Origin of the sequence: Streptomyces sp. NBC_00344 (genome assembly GCF_036088315.1) — a bacterium.
GTDB lineage: Bacteria > Actinomycetota > Actinomycetes > Streptomycetales > Streptomycetaceae > Streptomyces.
The window spans coordinates 6571495-6595326 of sequence record NZ_CP107996.1 but is presented as its reverse complement, the minus strand read 5'-3'; the positions used below and the strand labels follow the sequence as shown (position 1 = coordinate 6595326).

The following is a 23832-nucleotide window of genomic DNA, read 5'->3' as shown; positions in this document are numbered from 1 at the left end:
CGGAGACCGAACCGACACTTCTCCGACTAACTTCTCAGACCTTCGGCGACACATCGGGCCAGGCGGCATCCGTCCGCAACTCCATCGCGCCACGGGCGACGATTCGGAGCAGATCGTGCATTCGATAGTGGCCCTCCGGGCCTTCCTCGATCAACCCGGCGCCGATGAGGGTTTCGAGAACCTGGGCGGCACCACCGGATGGAAAGGACTTGTCCGCTGAACCCTCGACGGGCGGAATTGAGGAACGCGCCGATGACGGGTCTCCGCCGCGAAGGGCGAAGGCCGGGAGCACCCGCCCTCCGGGCGGGGCCGAGAGATCATCGCCGCGCAGCACGGCGATCTCCAGGCGCTGCAGTGCGGGGCCGGGGTCCACCCCCAGCTCGGTGCGCAGATACTGCTTCACCCTGCGGTATTCACTCAGCGCCTCGGCGCGCCGGTCGGTGCGGTGGAGGGCCTGCACCAGCTGGGCCCAGAACGGTTCGTGTGCGGGATGCGATCGCGCCACCGGCCATAGCTCGGCGAGCACTTGGCGACATCGGCCGAGGGCGAGCTCGATGTCGAAGACCCGCTCCATCGCCCGTAATCGCTCCTCGGTCAGGCGTGGCACGACCTCGCGCTGAAGGATGTCGGAGTGGATGTTGGCCAGCAACGGCCCCTGCCACAGAGACAGCGCGGCCCGCAGGATACTGAGTTCCACCGCGGGGTCCCGCTCACTGTCGGCGCTGCGCAGCAGGTCCCTGAAGGCGATCAGATCCAGCGATCCGGAGTCCGCGGTGATCCGGTATCCGCCGGGGACCGCCTCAATGAGGTTGCCCGCGATCCCGTACTTGATGAACACCTGGCGCAGACGTTGGACACAGGTGTGCAGCGCAGATTTCGCGGTCGCCGGTCGCCCTTCTCCCCATACCACTCTCTGCAGAAATTCAGCAGACACCGTGGAATTCGGATGCAAGAGAAGCGCCGCAAGGAGATTCGCTGGTTTCGACGGTTGCAGCGCAACGAGATCAGCGCCGTCCGCTATTCTTACCGGCCCAAGTGTGAGGAACTTGGGATTGAATTCATCGGAATCGAATGAAGAGCCCGGTCCTGACTCTTCAGACTCTTCTTCACCATGGTCGAATTGCCTTTTATGCATTTCCGCCCACACTCCCCGTTGCCGCCGTGAACGTAGCACGCACACGTACCCCTCACAAGAGGGACCGTACGAAGAGAACAGGACTGAGCGGGAAGCCGTATGCACCATTTACCCTAAAACATCTACGCGTGTCGACTACTCACTCGTTTCCCCTGCCATTCCCGTGCCTCTCTCCTTCGGGCGGGGTCCGGCCCGTCGCTCGCTCCGGCTCCAAGTCCTCCGTGGCGACCGGACACGCTCCGCCGCCCTTTGCCGGCCCGCGTATTTCAGGACCGCCAAAGGCGCCGCAAATGATCAAGAAGCGGGAAGCCGGTGGACCGGGTCCCGCGGGTCAGCCCGGGGCAGGGAACGCAGCGGTGAGGACAGGGGCCGGGCGCCGGATGCGAGCGGCTCAGGGGCGCCTGGCGGCGAAGGGTCCGCCGCTGTGGAAGGCCAGTTCGGCGAAGCGTTCGCCGATGCGTTGATGTGCGGCGGCGTCCGGGTGGATCTGGTCCGGCAGCGGCAGTTCGTCGAAGTCCGCCTCGCCGTAGAGGTCGCGGCCGTCGAGGTGATGCAGATGGGCGTCATCGGCTGCCCGCTGCTCCACGATGCGGGACAGCTCGTTCCGGATGACGTTGAGCGTCAGTTTCCCCGCGGCGCGCTCCGCGGGGTCCCCCAGCGCCGTGAACTGCAGCTTCCCCTGGCCGATATCCGTGAAGTCCGGGGCGCTGGGGCCGGGGACATGCTCGTGGATGGGGCAGAGGATGGGCGAGACGACCAGCAGCGGAGTGGCGGGGTGTCCCTCGCGGATGGTGTCGAGGAAACCGTGCACGGCCGGGGTGAACGCGCGCAGCCTCATCACGTCGGCGTTGACGAGGTTGATGCCGATCTTGATGCTGATCAGGTCCGCAGGCGTGTCCCGCATGGTCCTGGCGGTGAACGCATCGAGCAGGGCGCTGCCACTCAGGCCGAGGTTGATCAGTTCCGCGCCGCCGAGGGAAGCGGCCAGGGCCGGCCAGGTCGTGGTGGGGCTTGCGGCGTCGGAGCCGTGACTGATCGAACTGCCGTGGTGCAACCACACCCTGCGGCCCCCCGACGGCACAGCCTCGACAGGGGCATCGGTGCGCAGGGCGACCAGCTGGGTGATCTCGTTGTGCGGCAGCCAGATCTCGACGTCCTTCACACGGTCGGGGAGGCCGGTGAACCGGACGGTGCCGACCGGACCGGGCAGGGTCGCCGCGGACCCGGTGGTCATGTCGAGCATCAGCACGTTGCCGCCGGTCACACTGGCCCGGCCGGCGGGCTTGCCGTCAACGAGCAGGTCGTACACGCCGTCCGGGCGGGACGGGGCGCCCTGATAGGCCATCTTGGTACGGAGCGTGTCCAGCTCGATGGCGGCGGCGCGGGTACGGAACACCAGCCGCACACCCGAGGGTTGGGCCTCCGCCATGGCCAGCTGCCCGTCGGCGCACTGTGCGCGGACCCACGCGGGGAGCCGGTGCGGCAGCACACCGTGCTGAGTGCGCTCCAGGTCGAGCGCCCCGCGCAGGAGGCCGGCCGTCACGGGCGTGGTGATCCAGTCCGTGTCCGAGGGCGACGTGGACGACCGGGGGACGGCATCATGCTGGCTGTTCATGATCTCAGCCTCTCAACCGGACGACTCATCCGCACGTCGGTTTTCGGCCCCTCCCCCTCGCTCGACCAGCGGCGCCGCACACGGCCGCACGGAATCGGACGAAGCGCGCGGGTACAGGAATCAGCCATGTCCTCGCCTCCGCAGCCGGATGCGGATGCCCGCTGCCGGCGCAGAATCAGTCGCACAAAGGGGTAGCCAATACTCATCCGCTGTCCGGACGGGTGCGCATCCTGGTCGTGGCGGTCCTTCCGGACCACCCGAGCACGGCCTGGTGGAGTCGCTGCCGGCGGCGGCGCCCTGCACAGTCGGCCACCCCGGGAGCGAGAGGTGCTGTCGGACATGGCGGCAGAGCTCAACAACACAGCGATAGCGCGGGCCCTGTCGCTGACCGTTCAGGCCGTCGAACGGCACATCTCGGCGCCGTCAACCACAAACTCGGAACGGACGCGGGCAGCGAGGACCATCGTCGCGTCAGGGCCGTGCCCCCTGTTCCTCGCCGCACGACGGGGCTGACACGTCCCGCAGTGTGACGGCCGGTCCTTTGCCCGCCTGTGTATGCACCGGGAGTTGAGTAGCCACTCCCCTGGTCCGCGACGAACCGCCCACGGAGACTGAACGCGACCAGTGATCACCTTCCGCCGCCGTGCTCCGTCCCGTCCCGCTCACAAGGTCCGGGCGTGCCCGGCCATACCACGCCCCCTCGTTCGTCGCGCCGGGCCGCAAGAGACATGTCCGGTGCGGCCTGCCACGGCCGGTACGTCTGTCTGCTCCGAGCACGACAGCGGGTGCCGGAAGCACGGCGCCGCACCGTTTCAGGACCGGGCACGATCCATCAGCACAGGAACCCATGGAACCCCTTTCGCTCTCTCCTCATCTCCCGGTGACGGGCCCCTGGCCCGTTCTCGCCACCGGTTCACCGTTCGCCGGCCGGGTCGGCGAACTGGAGCAGATCCGCCGGGTGCTGCTGTCCCGGCGTGGCCCGCGTGGCGTGTTGGTCGCCGGCCCGGCAGGCATCGGCAGGACCCGCCTGCTGCAGGAGGCGTGGGCGCTCGCCCCACGCCGCCGCCTGATCAGCCTTCAGCCGCGCGCCGAGTGCGGCACACCCGGTGATGGCAGAGGCTCACTCCGCTTGCCCGTCACCGCACGGGCTCTGGCCGAAGTCGCCCGACTCGCCGGGCGGGACCGGGCGCAGGCCTGGCTGCTGAGCGTCGACGACGCACATCTGCTCGGCCCCGAACTGTGGCCGCTGCTGCACGAGGCCGCAGGGTACCCGGCGGTCAAACTGGTGGTCTCGGTGACCAGCGACGGGCACCGGCTGCCGCCCGAAATCCAGGCCCTGTGGAGTGACCGGGCTCTCGTCCGCATGGACCTGCAGCCGCTGGACGCGGCCGGCGTCAGGGAGCTGACGGACTCCCTTCTGGAGGGCGGGCTGGGGCAGAGCAGCGCGGCCCGGCTGGCCCAGTTGTGCGGCGGGAGCCCGCGTCTGCTCCGGGAGGTGGCCCGTGCGGCTGTCGATCAGCGTCTTCTGGCCCGGTCGGAGGGCAGTTGGCATTTCGTCGGTGAGCAGCTTCCGGTCCCGCCCTCGGTCCTGGAGCTGGTCGATCCGCAGTTGCGGAGCCTCGGCGAGGCGGGCCGCGAGATCCTGGAGCTGGTCGCGCTGGCCGGACTGCCGCGTCTGACGTCCGTCGAGCGGTTCTGCGGAGCCGAACTGCTCGAGGAGCTGGAACGGCAGAACCTGCTGCGGATCGTCGACGGCGGCACCGATCCGGCCGGCGGACCACGAGTACGCATCGCCCACCCGCTGGCCTCCTACGCGCTGTCCTGCGGGCTGCCACCGCTGCGCCGTCGCCGTCGGCTGCGGGACTGGCTCGCCGCCCATCACGGTCTGTCCGCTCTGATGGCCGACGACGACTGCCTGCGCCTCGCCGAGTGGCATCTGGACGCCCACGAGACCCCGCCACGAGCCCTGTTGGACCGGGCGGTCGAGCAGAGCCTGCGTGAGCTGACGCTGCCGAGTGCGGTACGGCTGACGCGGGCCGGCTGGCGGCACTATCCGGGCGAGGACACCGCCGAACTGCACGCGCGGGCGCTGACCGCCAGTGCCGACTTCCCCCGGCTGGCGGGGTTCATCACGGCGGTGCGCGAGCGAGGTCCCGGATACGCCAGGTCCCTGGAGCGTGCCGAGGCACACGGCATGCTGCTCCAGGCCCGGTACAAGGATCTGGAAGGGCTGCTGCCGCGGCTGCCTTCCGGCGAACAGGCCTACTACCGGATGGTCGCCCGTTACTTCCAGGGCGGGTTCGCCGACGCCCTTCACCAGGCGGAAGTGCTGCGCCGGAACGGACCGTCCCGGCACGCCCTGGAGGCGGGGCTGATCATGATGGGGGCGCTGTGCCACATGGGCCTGCCCGATCAGGCTCTGCGCCTGTACGCCACGCTCCGCGAGGAGGTCGACGGGGCGCCGGGCGGGCCTGCGAAGTTCCACGCGGACTCACTGGAGGAACTGCACGCATCGGCGCTCCACTACTGCGGCCGGTTCGACGAGGCGGAACGGATCTACTGGCGGGAGTACTCGCAGGCGGTGCAGAACCACCATGTCCGCGTCGACGCGCAGCGCGGTCTGGCCCTCGGCCATCTGCTGCACGACCGGGGGATCATCGAGGCCGCCCTGAAGTGCTTCACGTTCACTTCCAGTTACCGCGTGGGATGGCGGCAGTGGCAGGTCAAGGCCGGGATCCACGCGGCGCTCGCGGTCACCTGTCTGCCGGCGGACCGACGGCCGGACGACCCGTTGCCCGACGGGCTGACGGCGGGCGAGGCCGGACACTGCGCGGTGTTCCTGGCGGTGGTGGAGGCCCGGCGCCATCACGAGAGAGGCGCTACCGGCGCGGCCGTGCGGGTGCTGCACGACGCGGTGGCGGGGGCCCTGGCGAACGGAGCGCATGCCGACGTCGCCATCGGGCTGCACGAGTGCGCCAGGCTGTCCCTGCCGGCCCCGGAGCCGGCCGTCGCCGAGATGCGCCTGGAGGGCGCGTTCCTGCGGGCCCGGGTGGCGTACGCGGAGGCGTACCGGTCCCGCGAGCCCAAGCTCATGGGGCGGGTGGCACGGGCGTTCGCCGACATGGGTGCCGCGTTGTTCGCGGCCGAGGCGTACGCCGAACTCGCGCGCTTCCACCAGCGAGCCGGCGGTGTCAAGGCCGCCACGGCAGCCACTGCACAGGCCCGGGAGCTGCTGCGCGGATGCGGACCTGTGGACACTCCGCCGCTGCGATTCCTGGGCCAGTCGTCACTCCTCTCGGACCGGGAAAGGCTGATCGCGAGCCTGGCGGCGGGCGGTCTTTCGGACAAGGAGATCGCCGAGCGGTTGTCCGTGTCGGTGCGCACGGTCAGCAACACCCTGTATCGCGTCTACCGGAAGCTCGGCGCCGAGAACCGCCGTGACCTGCGCACACTGATGGCCCGGCGGAACGGCCTATGACGGAGCGCCGCCGGGGTACCGGGCCGACCGGACGGGTGGCGGGCCGAGCCCCCGGCGTCAGAAGGCCGAAGTGCCGGACGAACCGTTCCTCCGCCGGGCGACGCGGTCTCAGCGGCGCCGTCTCAGCGCCGGGGGCCGCTGTGTGCCGGTGAAACGCATCAGGGCCTCGGTGTCCGTCATATACGCATCGACGGCCTGTCGGGCCGCGGCCTCGTCGCCCGCGGCCACCGCCTCCGCCACCGGGTGGAGGCGGCCCGCGGCGGCGACGGCGTCCTGGAAGGGCTGGGCGAGCGCCTGACGCACCGGAAGGTAACCGCCGAACAGGGTGTTCATCATGAGCAGATACACACGGTTGCCCGTGGCGCGGGCCAGCGTCCGGTGGAACTCCGCGTCCGCAAGCTGCACCTGACTGCTGTCGGCGCCCGCGCGTACCGCAAGGACCTGCTTCCGCAGCGCCGCGATGTCCTCCGCAGTGGCCCGGCGCGCGGCCAACTCCCCGATCAGGGTGCCGACTTGCCTCCGCACCTCGAAGATCTCCCCCAGCCAGGCGTCGTCGCGCAGCACCAGCACCGGCAGCAGCTCCGCCGTTCCCAGACGCCAGAAGTCCCGGACGCGCGTACCCACACCGTGGCGGGTCTCGACCAGACCGGACTTCATGAGACGGACAAACGCATGCTTGAGTGTGGTGCGGTTGACCCCGTAGGAGGCGGCGAGTTCACGCTCCGGCGGCAACAGCGCGCCCACCGCGTGCCGGCCGTCGATGATCGCGTCCCGCAGCCGGCGCTCCAGGGCGTCGACCGTCGTGTCACGGATGATCGGGTCCTCCATCGGCGCCACTACCGCTCTCCCCAGTCAAGCGCCGCCCGAGCGGCCGTCCGCCCTTGCCGTGCGCACACCGTACAAGGCCGCTGAGCGGGCCCGCCGGCCGGTCACGCCACCCCGTCCGGTCGTGCTCATGCGTTGACGGACGGCGCTCATGGAAGGTAACTCTACACATGGCCGGTCCACTGGCTCAGCCACTGAGTCTCCTCCTCGGAGGATCCGTGGCAAGCCGCCGGCCGGTCGCCGTACGGCGTCATGACACCGCTGACGCGCAGGAAGTACCCGATGAACACGACAGGCCCAGCCGGTCTTGCCCGGCCCGAACGACACTGGCCCCTGCTCGGGCGCGACGCGGAACTGGACGAGGCAGCCCGCGCACTCGTTGATCCGCGCGGCAGCGGTGTGCTGGTGTCCGGGCCGTTCGGCACCGGCCGCAGCAGACTGGCGCACGAGTGCTGGCAGCTGGTCGGGCGCCGGGGCCACCCCCTGTTGCGCGTCACGGCCACCGCCGCGGCCCACTCGGTGCCGCTGGGTGCCCTGGCCCCTCTGCTGCGGCCCGGTCCCGACGGATCCCCGCCGACGCTCCGCGGCGGCCAGGTCTCCGCACGGCGGCGGCCCGTACTGCTCCTGGACGACGCCCGTCACCTGGACGGCGCGTCGGTCCGGCTGCTCGCTTCCTGGCTGCACAGCGGCCGGGTGTCCCTGATCGCCACCGCAGGCGTCACGGCTCCTCCCGTGTGGCCGGACCTCGCGCTGCACCCCGTCCGCCTGCGGGCCCTGCCCCGGTCCGTGGTGCTTGCGCTAGTGGAACTGGCCCTGGACGGCGCGGTCGAGCGCAGAGCGGTCCGGCTGCTGAACGAGGCCAGCGGCGGACGCCCAGGCGACCTGCGGGAACTCGTCGACGGCGCGGTGCGGCGGCGGGACTTGGTGTCCGAGGGTGATCTGTGGCGTCTGGCCGGCCCGCTCACGGCGACCCCGCGGCTGCGCAGCCTGATCGAGAGCAGGCTGCGTCGCCTCGATCCCCAGCACCTGGACCTCCTGCAACGGCTGGCGGTGTGCGGGCGGCTCCCCCTGGACCCCGCGCACCGAGGACCGGCGGAACTCCTCGCGGACGAGGGCTGGGTGCGCGTCGTCGAGGAGGGGACGCACACCTGCGCCGAACTGGCCGGTCCGCTCTGCGGGCCCGTGCTGCGCGAGAGCCTTCCCGTCCAGCGGATCCGCCGTATTCTCCGGGACCAGGCCGCCCGCTCAGGGGGCAGGGACACCGGCCCCGCAGGTCTGCTGCGGCAGGTGTGCTGGCGCCTCGAAGCAGCCGACCGCGTGGACCCGGACGAGCTGGAGCACGCCGTCGTGCTGGCCCGCCGGGCCCAGGACCACGCAGTCGCGCTGCGGCTGGCCCGGGAACTGGTACGGGTGCGCCCCCGTCCCCGCTCACTGCTGCTGCTCGCCGAGGAGCTGTACGAAGGCGGTCACCGGCAAGAGGCGGGGCAGACGGTACGGCGGGCACTGTGCGAGTCCACCAGTGACGACGAGAGGCTGGCGGCGGTGGTCCTGCACACCCAGAGCCTTGCGTTCGGTCTGCTGCGAGTGGACGAGGCCTTGACGGTCAACACAGCGGCCCGGCAAGCCTTCGCCGGGCACCCGGACGTGGCGGTTCTGGGCGCGAACGAGATCGCGTTGTGCAGTCTGGCGGGAGACGTACGGCGCGCGGAGCAGGTATGGAGGACGGTCGCGCCGGCGCCGGGATCCCGGGCCGGCGTGGTCGCGGCGGCCCCCCGCGTGTACTGCCTGACCGAGACGGGACGCACCGGTGAAGCGGTGCGAGCCGCCCGGCGTTCGCGGTCCGGGGACCGGCCGTGCACCAACGCCGACACCGTTGCACACCCGGCGCTGCTGGTCGGCGCCGAGGCCCGCGCACTGGCCGAGGCCGGATCGCTCGCGGCGGCGGATGAGCTGGCGCGTGAGGGATACGACCTCGCGGTGGACGCCCATGCCGGCAGCGCCCAGATCTGGCTCGCGGAGCACATCGGCTGGATCGGCTATCTGCGGGGCCGGCTGCACGAGTCCCGGATCTGGTACGGCAGTGTGCTCAGGCATGCCCGTGAGGCGGGACTGCGCGCCGGGGAGTGGGCGGGCCTGTGCGGGCAGGCTCTGACCGCAGCGGTACTCGGTGACATCGGCCCTGCGGAACAGTGCTGGCAGGAGGCAAGGAGCTTGCGTTCCGGCCACTGGTGGCGTCCGGAGGCGGCACTGGTCAGCACCTGGCTGGCGGCGGCGACCGGCCGCACGGTGCAGGCCCGGGCCCTGGCTCTGGACGCCGCGGAGGCGGCGGGCCGGCGTGGGCTGCTGACCACACAGTCACACCTGCTGTGCGACGCGGCACGGCTCGGCGCCGCCGAGGAAGCTGCGGGGCCGCTGCGGGACCTGGCTGCCGGATCCGACAGTGCGCTCGTCGCCGCCCGCGCCGAACTGGCGCAGACGCTTGCCGCAGGACAGCCCGGTCAACTGGAGCGATGCGCCGGCCGGCTGGCCGCCCTGGGCGCGGTGCTCCTCGCGGCGGAGGCCTGGAACGCCGCCGCCACCGCCTACGTCCGCAAGGGGGCCGGGGGTCTTGGGCAGGCTGCCCTGGGACGTGCCCTGACGCTCATCGGTCCGGGCCCCGGCGCTCGCACGCCGGGGCTGGTGCCGCCGTCGGTGCGCTGCCGGCTGACCGCGCGTGAACTGCAGGTGGCCCTGGCCGCGGCGAGCGGCCTCGGCAGTGGTGAGATCGCCGTGCGGTTGTCCGTCGCGGAACGCACCGTCGGCAACCATCTGCAACGGATCCGCACGAAGCTCGACGTCCCGGACCGGACCGAGCTGAGCACGGTGGTCCACTGCCGCGCGGAGTCCGACGCGCGGTGAACGGTGACGCCGAACGGGGCTCCGGAGCGCCACGGGCGGCGGGGGCCCTCAGCCGAGAGCGGCGCTCAGTTCATGGCGGGAGGCGACGCCGAGCTTGCGGTAGATCCGCTGCAGATGGTTGTCGACGGTGCGCACCGAGAGCACCAGCCGGTCAGCGATCTGCCGGCTGGTCAGGCCGTCCGCCGCGAGCAGCGCGACGTCCTGCTCACGGCTCGTGAGCGGGCGCACCTCGGCAGGCGCCGGACGCGGAGCGGTGACACGGTCCTCCCCGCACCGGGCCAGCAGCCGCCGCGCCAGCACGGTGGCTGCCGCGGCGGCGCGCGTCTCACCGGCCCGTGCTGCGGCGGCGGCCGCATCGGTGGCGGCTTCCGCTCCCGCCATGTCGGCGCCCAGCCGCCCGCACCGTTCGGCCGCCTCGCGCAGCCTCAGGTGGTCGTCGTCGGCGAGCGCCGCAGCCAGGCGCGCCCTGGCGTCGGCCAGCGGACTGTCGCCCGCCGCGGCGAGTTCGGCCAGTCTGGCACGGACCTCGGAGGCGCGGCCGAGCCGCGCCGCGTCCGTCAGGAGCCAGCCCTCGTAGGAGGACATCCCCGCCTCGCGTGCCTGTCCGGCCGCGTCGGCGAGTGTCCGGTGCGCCTCTTCGGTTGCGCCGCGCGCCGCGCTCCGCCAGGCGACGGCGAGCTGCCGCATCAGCCGGGAGGCGTGCTGCTGTTCCGTCTCCGGGTTGTACAGCGCCTCCAGTTCGCTGCCTGCCCTTTCGACCCTGCCCGCCATGGCATGCACCACGGCCAGTCCGGCGCCAGCGAAGACCGCCGCACGTCCGGCCCGGTGCCCGTGCGCCAGGCCCAGTGCCTCGGTGAACCAGTCGTGGGCCGGTCCGAGGTGACCGGCGATGAGTTCGCAGCGGCCCAAGTGCGCGGCGAGCCAGATCTGTGGCGCCTGCGCCCGGGCACCGACGGCCTGGGCGAAGGCGGCCCGGCCGACCTCGCGCGCCTCCTGTGTGCGGCCGGCGTCGGTCAGCGCCGCGACACGGTAGATGGCCGGTCCGCTGCCGTGCGAGGAGGGACTGCCCGGCCGCTGTTCGCTCTCGGCGGCGATCAGTGCTTCGTGCACGGTGCGCGCCAGTTCCACTGCCTCGGCGGTGCGGCCGGAGTAGGACAGTCCCAGGGACCGCTGCAATTGCGCCCACATCCGCAGACGCGGTACGGCGATCTCTTCGGCGTCGGCCAGCAGGCGCAGCGCGTCGGGCACTCGGCCGCCGTAGAGCCGGTACGCGGCCTCGTTGACGCGCAGCACTCGCCGTCCGTTCTCGTCCAGCCGTGCTGCGGCCCGGGTGTTGGCCTCCAGCGTGCGTGTGGTGTCGCCGAGACCCCAGTAGAGGTTCTGGGTGCGCTCCATGGCAGCGGTGAGCACGTCCTCGTCCCGCTCCGCCAGGCGCTCCGCTGCACTCAGGCACTCCTCGGCGGCCTCCCACCGGCCGGTGTGGTGGAGCGCCTCGCCGCGCAGCAGCCGGACCTCCGCTGTCGCGTCGCGTTCCCGGACCCCGGCCAGCAGGGAGACGACCGCCGGATAGTCGCGTACATGCCGTGCCATACGGGCCGCGGAAAGCAGTGCGCCGAGTCCGACCGGCAGCCCGGCCGCCCGTTGCCAGGAAGCCAGGCGCAGTGCGTCCTCGCGGCGTCGGGCGCCCAGTGCGGTGAGGCGGGCGGCCTGTTCGCGATAGATCTCGCGTCGGCGCACGGCCGGAATCCCGCGGCGGATCACCTGACCGTGGAGGGGATGGTCCAGCGCGCACACGACGCGTCGTCCGTCCATGCGTACGCGCACGAGTCCTTGCTCCTCCAGCGTCTCGAGGTCGTCGGCCCGGCCATCGCCGTGCTCCAGGGCATCGAGCGGCAACGGCTCACACAGGGCGAGGAGTTCGAGCAGCCGGCGCTGGCTTGCGGTGCGGTTGTCCAAGCTGCGACGGATGATGCCGGTCAGGCGCCGGGTGCCGGTCAGCCTGCCGGTCAGCCGCCACAGTCCGTCCTGGCGCGCCAGGGAGCCGGAGTCGAGGGCGCCGACGGTCAGTTCGCGCAGGATCAGCGCGTTGCCGCGCGATGCCTGAAGCAGGGTGCTCAGTGAGGCGTGCTCCACCGGACCCCTGAGGAAACCACGAACGAGATCGGCTACCTCGCTCTCGCCGAATGCGGCAAGGTCCAGGCGTCGGGTGCTGTCCTCGTACTCGAAGGACTCCACCACGTCAGTCAGCGGCGCCGGGGTGCGTACGGTGCCCATCAGGAAGACCGAGCCGGTCCGTGCGAGGTGACCGAGCAGCACGGCGGAGGAGTTGTCCAGCAGGGGGAGGTCATCCACCAGCACCACGCTGCGACGGGGCCGCCCGTCGCCACGGTGCGGGGTGAAGGCCGTCACCGCGGCGTGGAACGTCTGCACCGGGTCGTGCACGGGAGCGTCCGGCGGCAGCAGGTGACCGATGGCGCCGAGCGGCAGCGCGGCGCTTGCCGTGGTGGCGACGACATGTTCGGTGCGGTACCCGCGTCGCTCGGCACGGCGTACGCATTCCTCTGCGAGACGGCTCTTGCCCACACCGGCCGGACCGTGCACCAGCAGAACGGAGACGGCGTCGGCTCCGAGATGCGCCTCGAAGGCGGCCAGTTCCTCTTCCCGGGCAGCGAACGGCCATCGGTACCGTTGGCCGGCTCCGGTCGGGCGCACCCGGCCGTGGCCGTCGGCGCGGTGGCCGTTCCCTGCCGAAGTCGGCCGGGCGGACGTCACGTGTTGCTCCTTCCTGTCATGCCGCTGTGAACGGCACCGATGTACCGGCGGGGCCGGCCCGGCCCCGCCCTCTGCTCAGTCTGGTCCTCCCCGCCGGCCCGCACATGAGCAGCCGTTGCTCATGTGCGACGGTGCTCATCGGTACCGGCCGCCGTGCCCCGCCACACCAGGACGGGGCGTGTCCGCTCCCGCCACTCAGACCGGATCGTGGTCGCTGTCCGGCCGGAGGGCCGCTTCCGACACGGCGAGCGCCATCGCCATGATGGTGAGCTGCGGGTTGACCTCCGGGCAGCTGGGCAATGCGGAGCCGTCCGCGATGACGACCCCCCGCACCCCGCGCAGCCTGCCCGCCCGATCCGCGGGAGCCCGTTGAGGGTCGGCACCCAGAGCGACGGTACCGGTCGGATGGAAGGCCGACAGGTGGAGCTGCCGGGGGGTCACCGGTGCCAGGACGGTATCGAGCTCGGCGGTGCTGCGGACGGCCGGGGAGCCGGGCACTCCGGTGAGGACCTCCTCGGCACCCGCTGCCAGCAGCAGTTCGCCCATGGCCCGTATCGCATGCAGCAGCTTCTGCCCGTCCTGCGGATCGAGGCGGTACAGGGGCACCGCCCGCTCCCGCCCCAGGACCCGGCCGCGAGGCCGGTCGGCGATCATCGCACCGATCGTGGCGAGATGTCCGGCGCGGTCGAGGCCGGTGCGCAGTGCCCGGCCCGCGCCGGGCAGCACGAACGAACTCAGGCCCGGCGGCGGCGCGGTGGCCTCCAGCAGGATGCCCCGGTCGTGCAGTTGTTCCACACCGGCGCTCTGCAGCACCGCCGGTGTCCCGGCGACCGGCTCCGCGAAACGGCCCGCGACGCTGGTGGCGGGGTGGACCGCGAGATTACGTCCGGTCATCGGGTGGCCCCCGAGCCCGGAACGGCGCAGCAGCAGCGGCGACTGGAGCGCACCCGCGGCCACCACCACCAGCGGGGCGAGGATCTCGAAGGAGCTGCCGTCGGGCCGCCGGGCTGCGACTCCGGCCGCCCGCGGGCCGCCCGGGCGGTCCCGGTCGACCAGCAGCCGCCGCACCCTGGCCGACGTGATGATGCGGGCGCCGTGCGCGCAGGCATCGGGCAGCACTGACAGCTGCACACTCTGCTTGGCACCCGTCGGGCACCCGACGACGCATTCGCAGGAGCCCCGGCAGCCCGGTGCGTTGCGGCGCAGGGCGTCGGCCCGCCAGCCCAGCCGTTCGGCGCCGAGCAAGGTGAGACGGCCGTTGGTCCCGAGGACATCGATCGGCTGCCGGGCCACCGTCAGCGTGCGCTCGACCTCGTCGAGCCGCTCTCCGAACGCGGTGACCTCGGCGAGCGGCAGTCCGAAGGCTCGCCGCCAGCGCTCCAGCACCCGGTCCGGAGTGCGGTAGCAGGTACCGGAGTTGACGATCGTGGTGCCGCCGACCGCCCGTCCGGTGGGCAACAGCACACTGGGCGCGCCCAGCATCACGCTCGCTCCTCCGTCGCGATACAGCTCACCGAACCGGTCGAGCGGCGTACGGCGGGCGAATTCCTCGGTGCCGTGGTGACGGCCTTCCTCCAGTACGAGCACCCGGAGCCCGGCCCGGGCCAGGGTGCGGGCTGCCATGGCACCACCGGCGCCCGAGCCGATGACGACTGCGTCGGCGGTACGCCGGTCGGGCCACTGTGCCGACGGCACACAGTCCAGTGGCGGGTCGGGGGGCGCCACCGGCCGGGCCCCCTGGGTGCCGCGGCGGGCGTGGTACTCGGTACCGGCCGCGAGCAACACCGGGGTCTTGACCAGATCCATCAGGTGCGCCATCGCCGGCCGGGCAACCAGCGCGGTGACGGCGCGTTCCCGCTCGGCCGGGGTGCCAAGCATCAGTGACCGGCCGGTGCGGGCGCGGGCGTACGTGTCCGCCGCGGCCGCCGCCGCGCTTATCGCCGCCCGGACGGCGCGGGGCATGGCGGCGAGAGCCGAGTCCAGGCGGACTGTCACCGCACGGACCGTGGCCGCATCGTCCTCGGCCAGCAGCGCGGCCACCAGACCCTGAGTCGCGGCGTTCATCGCTCTCCCACCTCCGCGTGCGCGGTGCCGCGCAGGGTCCATTCGGACTCCGGACGCCAGCTGCCCCACCACCGCTCCAGGACCACGTGGGCGTCGGCGCCCACACTGTTGCGGCACACCGCTCGACTGCCGTCCGGGTCGGTGTACTCCAGTGCCAGGGTGCGTTCTTCGGGTTGATGCACGGTGACCCGGATCCTGCGTGGGCCGGCCCGTCCGGTCACGCTCCAGGTGGGCAGGCCGACCTCAGCGCGGAAGCGGCCCAGGCCGAACCAGCCGACGGCTGACCGGGTACCGCGCCGGGGCCAGTCACGCCCCGAACGGCGCAGCCGGAGGAACACCAGCGGGGGCAGACGGTTGAGGCCGGGGCGCCGGGCGACCGCCGCCACGACTTCCAGAACGTCCCCGCCGCCGAGATCGGCGTGCAGCCAGGCCCAGCGCCGGGCGTTGCCATGGCCGTAGATCCGTCCGGTGGCTCCGGGGGCGTCGGCGAGGGTGAGATCCGCGCATGGGCCGCGGACCGTGCCGGTGTAGCGGGCCCGGCCGCCCGGCACGATCTGTGCGGCCGGCAACAGGCCGTAGCGCCACGCCCAGGCGGGGAAGGTGTGAAGGGTGCCACCCTCCTGATGTTCCGTCAAGTCCCAGGTGTAGGGACCGCAGCTGCCGCGCAGCCTGCCGGGACCTGCCGCGACGTCCGCGGTACGGAAGCCCGCGGGGTCGGGGGTGGCGGGTTCCGGGCCGAACCTGGTGTGGGCGACCGGCCCTTCGGGCGGGCACAGGGCCAACCAGCCGTGCGCATGGGCCGCGCCTCCGTCGTCCGGGGCGGTCACCTCGTGGTGCAGCCACAGCCCGGTGCCGGTCGCCGGGTCCGTGATGGTCGTGTACCACACCTCCGTCCGGCCCGGCCGGCCGTTCCACCGCGGAGCGAGCTGCTTGTCGCCGTCCTCCACCACGGGAAAACGGAAGCCGGCGAGGAACGGCAGCAGGGCGCCGGTGAGCGAGAAGCGCACCGTGCCCCGGCCCGCCACCCGCTGCTGTTCGTCGTGGAGCGTGAAGGGCATCACGGTCATGGAGGTCAAGGGGTGGCGCGGCGAGACGGACTTCCAGCCGTCCAGCCGGTAGATCTGTCCGTCCATCCGAAAGGAGAGGCGGTAGCGGATACGGCGCCTGGCGATCGGCGAGATCTCCATCTCGCCCTCCACGGAGCCGTCTTCACCCCAGCCACGCACCCGCAGCTTCCCGCTCACCCGGGCCTGAGTGGTGCGCCAGGGCAGCAGGAGGGTGCCGGTCCTGACCGCCAGGTCCAGCCGGACAGGCCGGGTCTCACGCTCCCCCGCCAGGAGGACCGTGCCGGTCATGGTCTCGGTGAACTCGGTACGGCGTTTCGTCATCGGGCGGCCCCTCCCCGGTCGGTGACGGCGCATCGGCCTGCAGCGGCCGGGATTCCGCTCGTCACGGTGGCGGACGACGCACCTCCGGAACACGTCGCCGTGGGCGGGCTCTTCATCCGACAGCTCCCTCATCAGGCCCCTTCGCCGGTCGATACCGACAACAGTGGCTCAGTGGATGAGCCACTCAACCAATGGGAAGGAAGAACGTCAAGAGTCTTCACGGCGGACCAGCGCGAAGCGGCACCCTTCCGAGCCTCCGCGGCACGCGGTTCCACGCCGCCCACCCAGGCCTTTCACCTGGCTCGCACGGCCACCTGTCCGGCCGCCAGAACCCCCTGGCCCGCAGCCAAGTGCCGACACCGCCGCACTCCTGCCGGGCCGGCCTGCCGCCTCGCTCACGTGCGGCCTTCCGGCGCGATGCCGCATGCTGGACCGTACGACTGCGGGACCGACACCGAGCGGTGCTTCCGGGCGCCCCGCACCGGCCCACGGATCGGGCGCCGCACGGCGGCACGACGGCACGACGGCACGACGGCACGACGGCACGACGGCAGGCGAGGAGACGGCGCGGACCATCAGCCGCAGGCGTGCTCCCGAAGGTGCCAGGGAGAGCCGTATGCGTTCAGACGGTCGAGGAACGGCCGGGCCGGAAAGGCCTCCGGGCCGAACACCCCCGCACCGGTCCAGACATTTTCCGCGATGAGCTCCATGGCGATCACGGGATTGACTGCCGTCTGCCAGACCACGGCCTGTGCGCCGTATTCCTGCATGGACCACTGGTTGTCGACCACGTGGTACAGATAGACCTCCCGCGCGACACCGTCCTTCCGGCCCTTCACCCACGTCCCGGCGCACGTACGGCCGCGCATCTGCGGACCGATGGCCGCAGGATCCGGAAGGCAGGCGGCGACCACGTCGCGTGGCGACACCTCGACACCGCCGGCCCGCACCTTGTCGGTGCTGTCCAGGCCGAGTCGCTGAAGGGTCTTGAGGGTCTCGATCACCTCGCTGCCCAGCCCGTACTTGAAAGTGACCCGGCCGGCTTCGACCTGCCGGGGAATCAGCACCACTTCCTCGTGCTCCACGTTGACACACTCCAACGCACCGATGCCTTCCGGGAATTCGAAGACCTCCGGTCCGCTGAACGGTTCGGTGGTGTACCACTTGCGATGCGACTCATAGACGACCGGCGGGTTCAGGCACTCCTCGATCATCGTCCAGGTGGAGAAGGACGGCGCGAACGCGAGCCCTTCCACGACCAGGTCCGCTCCGTCCCGTACCCCGATCTCCTCGATGTCGTCGAAGAGTTCATCGGCCGCGTGACGGGCGAAGACGTCGGACATCCCCGGCTCCACACCCATGCCGAGCAGAGCCAGGGTCCCTCTGTCCTGCCACCGGTCGGCCAGGGCGAACTGTTCGTCACCGAGCTTGACTCCGCACTCCTCGAAGGGCCGGTCCGGGTGGGGGCGCGAAAGCGACATGGCCATGTCCAGGTAATGACATCCGGCGTCCAGAGCGGCCCGGAACAGTGACATGACGAACCGGGGGTCGGTTGCGTTCAGGAGCAGGTCGCAGTGGTGCTCCCGGAGCAGCGCAGCGACGGCAGCCTGGTCTGATGCATCGGCCTGTACCGGGACGAAGCGCGGGTCACCGACGCCCTGGGCGGCGGAACGGGCCCGCTCGACGTCGTAGTCAGCCACCACCATGCGCGAGAAGAAGCCGTGCCGGGCAGCGATCTTGACCACCGCGCCCCCGACGCCTCCGGCACCGACCAGCAGAATCCGCATACCACACACTCCCTGGGTAAGGCCCTTCCGGACGGCGCCTCGTGACGTTCCCGCAGCACCGGATCAGCGCCGACCGGACCGGCGGCCGGGGTCCGGTTCCTGTGCGGAGACCGGGATGATCTCCTTTCGGAAGAACGCGGGGCTGATCACCCGGTACACCAGCATCAGGATCGCGCCGAGGATCAGGGCGCCGATACCGGTGACGAAGACGCCTCCCAGGTGCCAGTGCGGCGGAATGGGGAGGGTCCACGACGTGCTGCCGTAGTCGGGCGCCGCATAGACGATGCACGCGTCGATGAAAAAGTAGAACAGCAGGATGCCGCCGAGAGCCGGCATGACACCCTTGGTCCACAGTGTGCGAGGGCTGTCCAGGAGGACTTTGCGGAAGTACCAGACGCAGGCGAATCCGGTGAGCCCGTAGTAGAAGGCGATCATCAGGCCGATGGAGCCGATGGAATCCTCCAGCAGGTTTCCGCTCAGCCGGGTCAGCAGCACATAGAACCCGATCGATGCCAGGCCCATGCCCACGGTGGACCACGTGGGGGTGAGGAATCTGGGGTGGATGCGGGCGAACTTCGCCGGTATGGCCTTGAAGGCAGCCATCGACAGGGTGGTGCGCGCGGTCGGGAGAATGGTGGTCTGGGTGGACGCCGCAGCGGAGGTGAGCACCATCAGGATCAGCAGTTTGGTGAGAACCTGCCCCAGCGCTCCGTTGCCGAAGATCTCGCTGCCGAGGTTCGACAGGACATCCCCGGAGTTGTCCGGGTTGGCCAGGCCGATGCCGTGGCTCCCCACGCCGGCGAAGCTCTGCGCGGACGTGGTCACCAGCAGATACACCACGAGCAGTGTGACGGTGGAGATGACCGCCGCCCGGCCCGGTGTGCGGCTGCGGTCCGCCGTCTCCTCGTTGATCGACACGCAGGTGTCCCAGCCCCAGTAGATGAACACCCCGGCGAGCACACCCTTGGTGAGGGCATCGAGCGAACCGATGGCGGCCGGGTTGAACCACGACCAGTCGATGTGTGCCGATGTGCCCGGGGCCGATCCCCCGTACACCTTCACCAGCGCGGTGACGGCCAGGACGAGGAGCATGATCACCTCGACGGTGAGCAGCGCCTTCTGGATGTTGGCCGAGATCTCGATGCCGATGTAGCAGATCCACGTCATTACCGCGATCCAGATCACGCCGGCCACCGTGGTCCACAGCGTGCTGTCGGCCACCCCGTCGGCGCCGACGAGCTGGAATCCGTACTGCCCGGCGATCTGGGCCAGGTTGGCCATGACGATGATGTCGGCGGCGACGATGCCCCAGCCGCCCATCCAGCCCGTATGCGGGCCGAAGGCCCTGGAGGCCCAGGTGAAGGTGGTGCCGCAGTCGGGATCGGCCTGGTTGAGTCCCTTGTAGCCGTAAGCGATCAGGAACATCGGGACGAACGCCAGGATCATGATGATCGGCGACTGGACGCCGACGACCGCGACGATGACGCCGAGCGTCGCGGCAAGGCTGTAGGCGGGTGCGGTGGACGCCAGACCGATGACGACACTGGCGAACAATCCCAGAGCGCCGCCCTTCAGTCCTTTGTCCGTCGTGGCTGAGGGCGGTTCCGATGGGGAATCCGGGGAGTGGGCTGGAGACGAGGCCATGGGTTCCTCCGCTCGCGAACCAAGCGGTATTTTCCGGGAAATTCTCCTCCTTCCGCCTTCGGCTGACAACTGCGGGCCGGTTCGTCCGGCTCGTCACGGGGCCCGGCTTCAGTCCGGCGGCGGGTATTCCCGGGTGTCCTGGACGGGATTACCCGGAGTACTCCGTTCCGCCGGACCGGGGTCTGCCGGCGGCCCGAGCCCGGCACCGCCCCGCAGACGTTCGAGATCGGACGCGCGTACCTGGATGACCAGCAGGGCGATCAGGGCCGCGATCACGGCGAAGACCGCCGCGACGACGAAGGCGCTCGTGACACCCGAGGTGAGCACCTGGCTGCTGAAGGGCGGCGGCAGCCGGCCGGTGCGCTGGAACTGCAGCCGCTCGGCCGGTGTCGCCCGGGCCAGGAACTTCGGGATCTGGTCGGTGGCCTCGTTACGGCTGGCTGAGCCGAAGGTCGTGACCAGGATGGACAGCCCGAGTGAGCCGCCCACCTGCTGGGTGGCGTTGAGGATCCCGGAAGCGGCCCCCGACTCGTGCGGCGCGACGCCGGAGACCGCCATCAGCGTCAGGGACACGAACTGCAGACCCATGCCCAGGCCGAACATCAGCATCGGTCCGAGAATGCTGCCCAGGTACGAGCTGTGGATGTCGGTCAAGGTCAGCCACGAGAGGCCGCCCGCGGCCAGGATCGCGCCGGTGACCAGGAAGGGTTTCGGCCCGTATTTCGGCAGCAGCTGGGACGCGAGCCCCGCGCCCACCGCGATGACGGCGCTCACCGGGAGGAAGGCAAGGCCGGCCCGCAACGGGCTGAAGCTCAGTACGTCCTGCACGAAGAGGGTGAGGAAGAAGAACATCCCGAACAGGGCTGCGGCGAGGGACAGCATCATTCCGTAGGTGCCCGCCCGGTTGCGGTCGCGGAACATGGCCAGCGGGGTGATGGGCTGTCTCGATCCGCGCTCGATCGCGATGAACACAGCGAGCAGTACCACGGCGGCGCCGAAAGCACCGAGCGTCAGCGGATTCGTCCATCCCTCCTCCGAGGCCCGGATGAAGCCGTAGACGAGGAGCACCATGCCGGCTGTGGAGGTGAGTGCCCCCATGATGTCGAACTGTCCAGGACGGCGTTCGGACTCCCGGATGAAACGCGGCGTGGCGACAGCGATCAGTATCCCGATCGGCACGTTGACGAAGAAGACCCAGCGCCAGTCGAGCCATTCCACGAGCATGCCACCCGCGATCAGGCCGATGGCACCGCCGCCGGCCGAGACAGCGGCGAACACGCCGAAAGCCCGGTTCCGTTCCGGCCCCTCCCGGAACGTGGTGGTGATCAGCGCCAGAGCCGTGGGAGAGGCCACGGCACCACCTACGCCCTGCAGGGCCCGCGCGGCGAGCAGTTGCCAGGACTCCTGTGCCAGACCGCCGAGCAGCGAGGCGAGTACGAACAGCAGGACGCCGGCGAGGAACACGCGCCGACGGCCCAGAATGTCGCCGAGCCGGCCACCGAGCAGCAGCAGGCCTCCGAAGGTGACGGTGTACGCGTTGATCACCCAGGACAGGTTCTCCGTCGAGAAGCCCAGCGCGCTCTGGATATGCGGCAGCGCAATGTTCACGATGGTGATGTCCAGCACCACCATCAGCTGGCACGAAGCGATGACGAGCAGAGCAATCCCGTTACCGCCCCCGCGCCGTGTGGCCGGAGACTGCCCGGAATTCTCCTGAGAGCTCATCATGGGCACATGCCTTGCGACGGGGAATGAGGCTGTCCACTGATCACGCTAGGTCAGGCCCGGCGGCGCCACCACTCGGCTGGAACGACCCTCGACGGCCCGACTTCAAGCGTTCAAACGCCGCGGGCGGCGCGCTGTCAGGTCCGGGGTGCTGTGCCGCTCCCCTCCGGAGCGGCAGCCCGACGACGGGCGGGCCGGGGAGACGGTGAAGCGCCGGCCCGAGGAACGGACCGCACTGCCCGAACTCGCGAGCCCGGGCGCCGGCGTGACCGGCCCCCTGCCGCCCCCGCACGACGCCCGGCTGGGAAGTCCCAGCCGGGCGTCTGTCCGCACTGCTCACGGCTTGATCAACCGACCACGTGTGGCAACGACCACCCGAATTCGCCACCGGGTGGAGCCGAGACCGTCAGAAGACGGTGGTGATGCAGTCGATGAGGGCGTTCAGCCATGACTGGCCTGCGGCGGCCTGGTGAATGTGTTCACCCGCTGCCAGGGCCCCCGCCACGCACCCGGCGATGGATCCTAAGCACCTCACTCCTTCACGCCAGCGTGCCGGCCTGGATTTCCGTCCGGGCCGACACGGCATGATCACGACCTCCAAGACCTGACGCCCCGTAGTGAAGTGAGCCCCCGTCAGGGGGCCCGCAAGGCGATTCCCTGCGAGCGTCTCAGCATGAATGTGGTCACGCGAGCAGGACGGGTTGCACGAGTCGCAACGACTGTCATGGGGTTCCTCCAGCATTTCGAGCCCTTCCACATGGCCGGACGACTGACCGGCACCGGGCCCCCGCGCGAACGCACGGAGGTTCGACACCGAACAGGCACCAACTCTCGGAAAGGCAGCGGGTATTGCTCCTGCACGAGCAGTCTTCCGTATGCGACTGTTTCGAACCAGGCTTTCCCTTACGGCAGTTGCAGAGCGCCGGCGATCGGCGCACCGGACAACGGAGCGGGGGCATGACCACCCGCGTCACGGCCCGGCCGGGCAAGCCCCGAACTCGGGATCCCGGGCGAGGGGTACTGTCACGCAGGCGACCGCAAGCACCGTGTGCGTGCCGCCTCCGCAGGCAAGGCGATACGTGCACGGATGCGGGTGGAGGCGAAATCTGCCGTGTCCAGCAGGGTGACACCGGCATCGAGCGCGGCCCCGATGATGGCGACGCCCTCCGTGTCGGCACGCCCGTAGACCTCCCCGGACATCGCGTTGCAGCCGAGTCCGATGGAGGAGGCGTCAGGAGCGCTGGAAGGGGGGCGTCGAGTGCGCATGAGGATTCCCTTCCGTTGAACGACACCGGGCGTGGCGTCCCGGATATCGCCTCCCCACTCCTATCATTAGCGAGGGCCCTCACAATGAAGGGCCCCCACGCTGTCGGAGAGAGCCATCGACCGGCCGGCGACGGCCGCCCGGGCTCCGGCATCGTGACGTCGTGGGTGCCGTCGAGGGTCGTCGGCGAGCAGAAGATGTTCCGCCTGGGGAGAAGCGACTCCGCGCGCGGGCTCGAGCGGCAGGCGCTCCGGCGCACCCGGACGCTCGAGGCCTCGTCACCCGACGCCGTCTCCCCCGGGGTTGTCCGCACCCGGTGGAGACGGCGGATATCAGTGTCCTGCGCTGTCGGCATCGCCGTTCGCGTCCGCGGAATCAGCGGCGCGTTCGGCGTCGTCGACCTTCTTCTGCATCTGCGCCAGCTGGTCCGGTGCAGATGCCGAGCTGCCGCTCGAAGCGGCCGGGGCCGGCTCGGCAGGATCGGTGGACGACGAGCAGGCCGTGGCGGCCAGCAGCGGAAGCGCGAGCGTGGCCATCACCCACAGGGTCCGACGCCGGTGACTCATGACGCGGGGGCCGTCTCGTCCTTGGCGCCGGCGTTGTTCGCCCCGCACCAGGTGCCGACATCCTTCAGATCCGGCGCCTTCTTCTCCAGGGTGGCCAGAAGACCCTTGCGCGTGGTGAGCCGGTCGCCGAGGAAGGCGGCGATGGCGGTGTGATTCGCCTTCTTCGCGTTGGCGATGCGCTGCTCCAGGTACTTGATGGAGCCACGAGTGCCGGCCGTGCCCTCCATCCGCTTGATCCGCTTGTCGATCCTCTTCTCCAGCTTGGGCACCCGCCGGCACAGCTTCTTCGCCCCATCGCCCTTGGGGCCGTTGGCGTGCGCAGCCGCGGCAGCTGTCCTGGCCGGGCTCGCCGTGCCGGCGGCGTATGAGGGCGCCGCGGCTGCCGTGGTGGCGAGGACGAGGCCCGTAAAGGCTGCGGTCATGGTCGCTTTGCGACGCTGCATGAGGTTCTCCATTCCGTGTGCTGCTCGGACAGGCCGGCGGCCCCGGCCCCATGGGACAGAGCGGCAGGCCGCGTGAGCACGCTAGGAGCGGTTCTTGTGGTTTCTTTGTGGCCCGGTTCAGCGCCGGGCAGCCGTCCGGCCCGGCACACCCCGGATTCGGGGCATCACCTCGTGGCGGGCACCTGGCCAGCCGTACACGGACACACGGTGCTGACGCGTGAGGACGAA

14 protein-coding genes are annotated in these 23832 nt (G+C 70.9%); 2 read left to right on the top strand and 12 right to left on the bottom strand.

The genetic code is table 11. From position 1 onward, the window contains the following. Window positions 1–34: 34 nt before the first annotated feature. Entirely contained in the window at window positions 35–1135 is a 1101-nt protein-coding gene (locus OHS16_RS32180; RefSeq protein WP_443042716.1) for an AfsR/SARP family transcriptional regulator, read from the bottom strand. A gap of 391 nt (window positions 1136–1526) precedes the next feature. Further along, window positions 1527–2750 (bottom strand): GDSL-type esterase/lipase family protein, encoded by a 1224-nt coding sequence (locus OHS16_RS29855; protein WP_328540357.1) that lies wholly within the window; start codon window positions 2748–2750, stop codon window positions 1527–1529. Between the two features lie 847 nt (window positions 2751–3597). On the opposite strand from OHS16_RS29855, the gene OHS16_RS29850 reads away from it, so the two are divergent. Further along, window positions 3598–6228 carry a LuxR C-terminal-related transcriptional regulator gene (locus OHS16_RS29850; RefSeq protein ID WP_328540356.1) on the top strand — a complete coding sequence of 877 codons (2631 nt, stop codon included), beginning with the start codon at window positions 3598–3600 and terminating at the stop codon, window positions 6226–6228. A gap of 108 nt (window positions 6229–6336) precedes the next feature. On the opposite strand, the gene OHS16_RS29845 is transcribed toward OHS16_RS29850, so the two are convergent. Then, complete coding sequence (locus OHS16_RS29845; RefSeq protein ID WP_328541035.1) at window positions 6337–7056, bottom strand: FadR/GntR family transcriptional regulator; 720 nt, start codon at window positions 7054–7056, stop codon at window positions 6337–6339. Window positions 7057–7335: 279 nt separating this feature from the next. On the opposite strand from OHS16_RS29845, the gene OHS16_RS29840 reads away from it, so the two are divergent. Continuing rightward, window positions 7336–9951 carry a LuxR C-terminal-related transcriptional regulator gene (locus tag OHS16_RS29840; protein WP_328540355.1) on the top strand — a complete coding sequence of 872 codons (2616 nt, stop codon included), beginning with the start codon at window positions 7336–7338 and terminating at the stop codon, window positions 9949–9951. A 48-nt stretch (window positions 9952–9999) separates the two neighbouring features. Here OHS16_RS29840 and OHS16_RS29835 read toward each other — a convergent pair whose 3' ends face one another. From OHS16_RS29835 to OHS16_RS29795, 9 genes are all read right to left on the bottom strand, one after another. Then, window positions 10000–12723 (bottom strand): LuxR C-terminal-related transcriptional regulator, encoded by a 2724-nt coding sequence (locus tag OHS16_RS29835; RefSeq protein WP_328540354.1) that lies wholly within the window; start codon window positions 12721–12723, stop codon window positions 10000–10002. Between the two features lie 195 nt (window positions 12724–12918). Continuing rightward, window positions 12919–14787, bottom strand: coding sequence for a GMC family oxidoreductase (locus tag OHS16_RS29830; RefSeq protein ID WP_328540353.1), 1869 nt, complete (start codon window positions 14785–14787; stop codon window positions 12919–12921). After that, a complete protein-coding gene (locus OHS16_RS29825) occupies window positions 14784–16175 on the bottom strand; it encodes a hypothetical protein (protein ID WP_328540352.1) in 1392 nt (463 codons plus the stop codon). The genes OHS16_RS29830 and OHS16_RS29825 overlap by 4 nt, the downstream gene beginning before the upstream one ends. Window positions 16176–16750: 575 nt before the next feature. Beyond that, window positions 16751–17962 (bottom strand): saccharopine dehydrogenase family protein, encoded by a 1212-nt coding sequence (locus OHS16_RS29820; protein WP_328540351.1) that lies wholly within the window; start codon window positions 17960–17962, stop codon window positions 16751–16753. Between the two features lie 63 nt (window positions 17963–18025). Next, on the bottom strand, window positions 18026–19606 hold the full coding sequence (locus tag OHS16_RS29815; protein ID WP_328540350.1) for an APC family permease: 1581 nt from the start codon (window positions 19604–19606) through the stop codon (window positions 18026–18028). Window positions 19607–19714: 108 nt separating this feature from the next. Continuing rightward, the gene (locus tag OHS16_RS29810) at window positions 19715–21334 is read right to left on the bottom strand and encodes an MFS transporter (protein ID WP_443042715.1); all 1620 of its coding nucleotides are present in this window, start codon (window positions 21332–21334) and stop codon (window positions 19715–19717) included. Window positions 21335–22354: 1020 nt separating this feature from the next. Beyond that, window positions 22355–22597, bottom strand: a complete 243-nt coding sequence (locus OHS16_RS29805) for a hypothetical protein (protein WP_328540349.1) — start codon at window positions 22595–22597, stop codon at window positions 22355–22357. A gap of 330 nt (window positions 22598–22927) precedes the next feature. Beyond that, complete coding sequence (locus tag OHS16_RS29800) at window positions 22928–23131, bottom strand: hypothetical protein (RefSeq protein WP_328540348.1); 204 nt, start codon at window positions 23129–23131, stop codon at window positions 22928–22930. Window positions 23132–23157: 26 nt separating this feature from the next. Beyond that, window positions 23158–23604, bottom strand: a complete 447-nt coding sequence (locus OHS16_RS29795; protein WP_328540347.1) for a hypothetical protein — start codon at window positions 23602–23604, stop codon at window positions 23158–23160. Window positions 23605–23832: the final 228 nt, after the last annotated feature.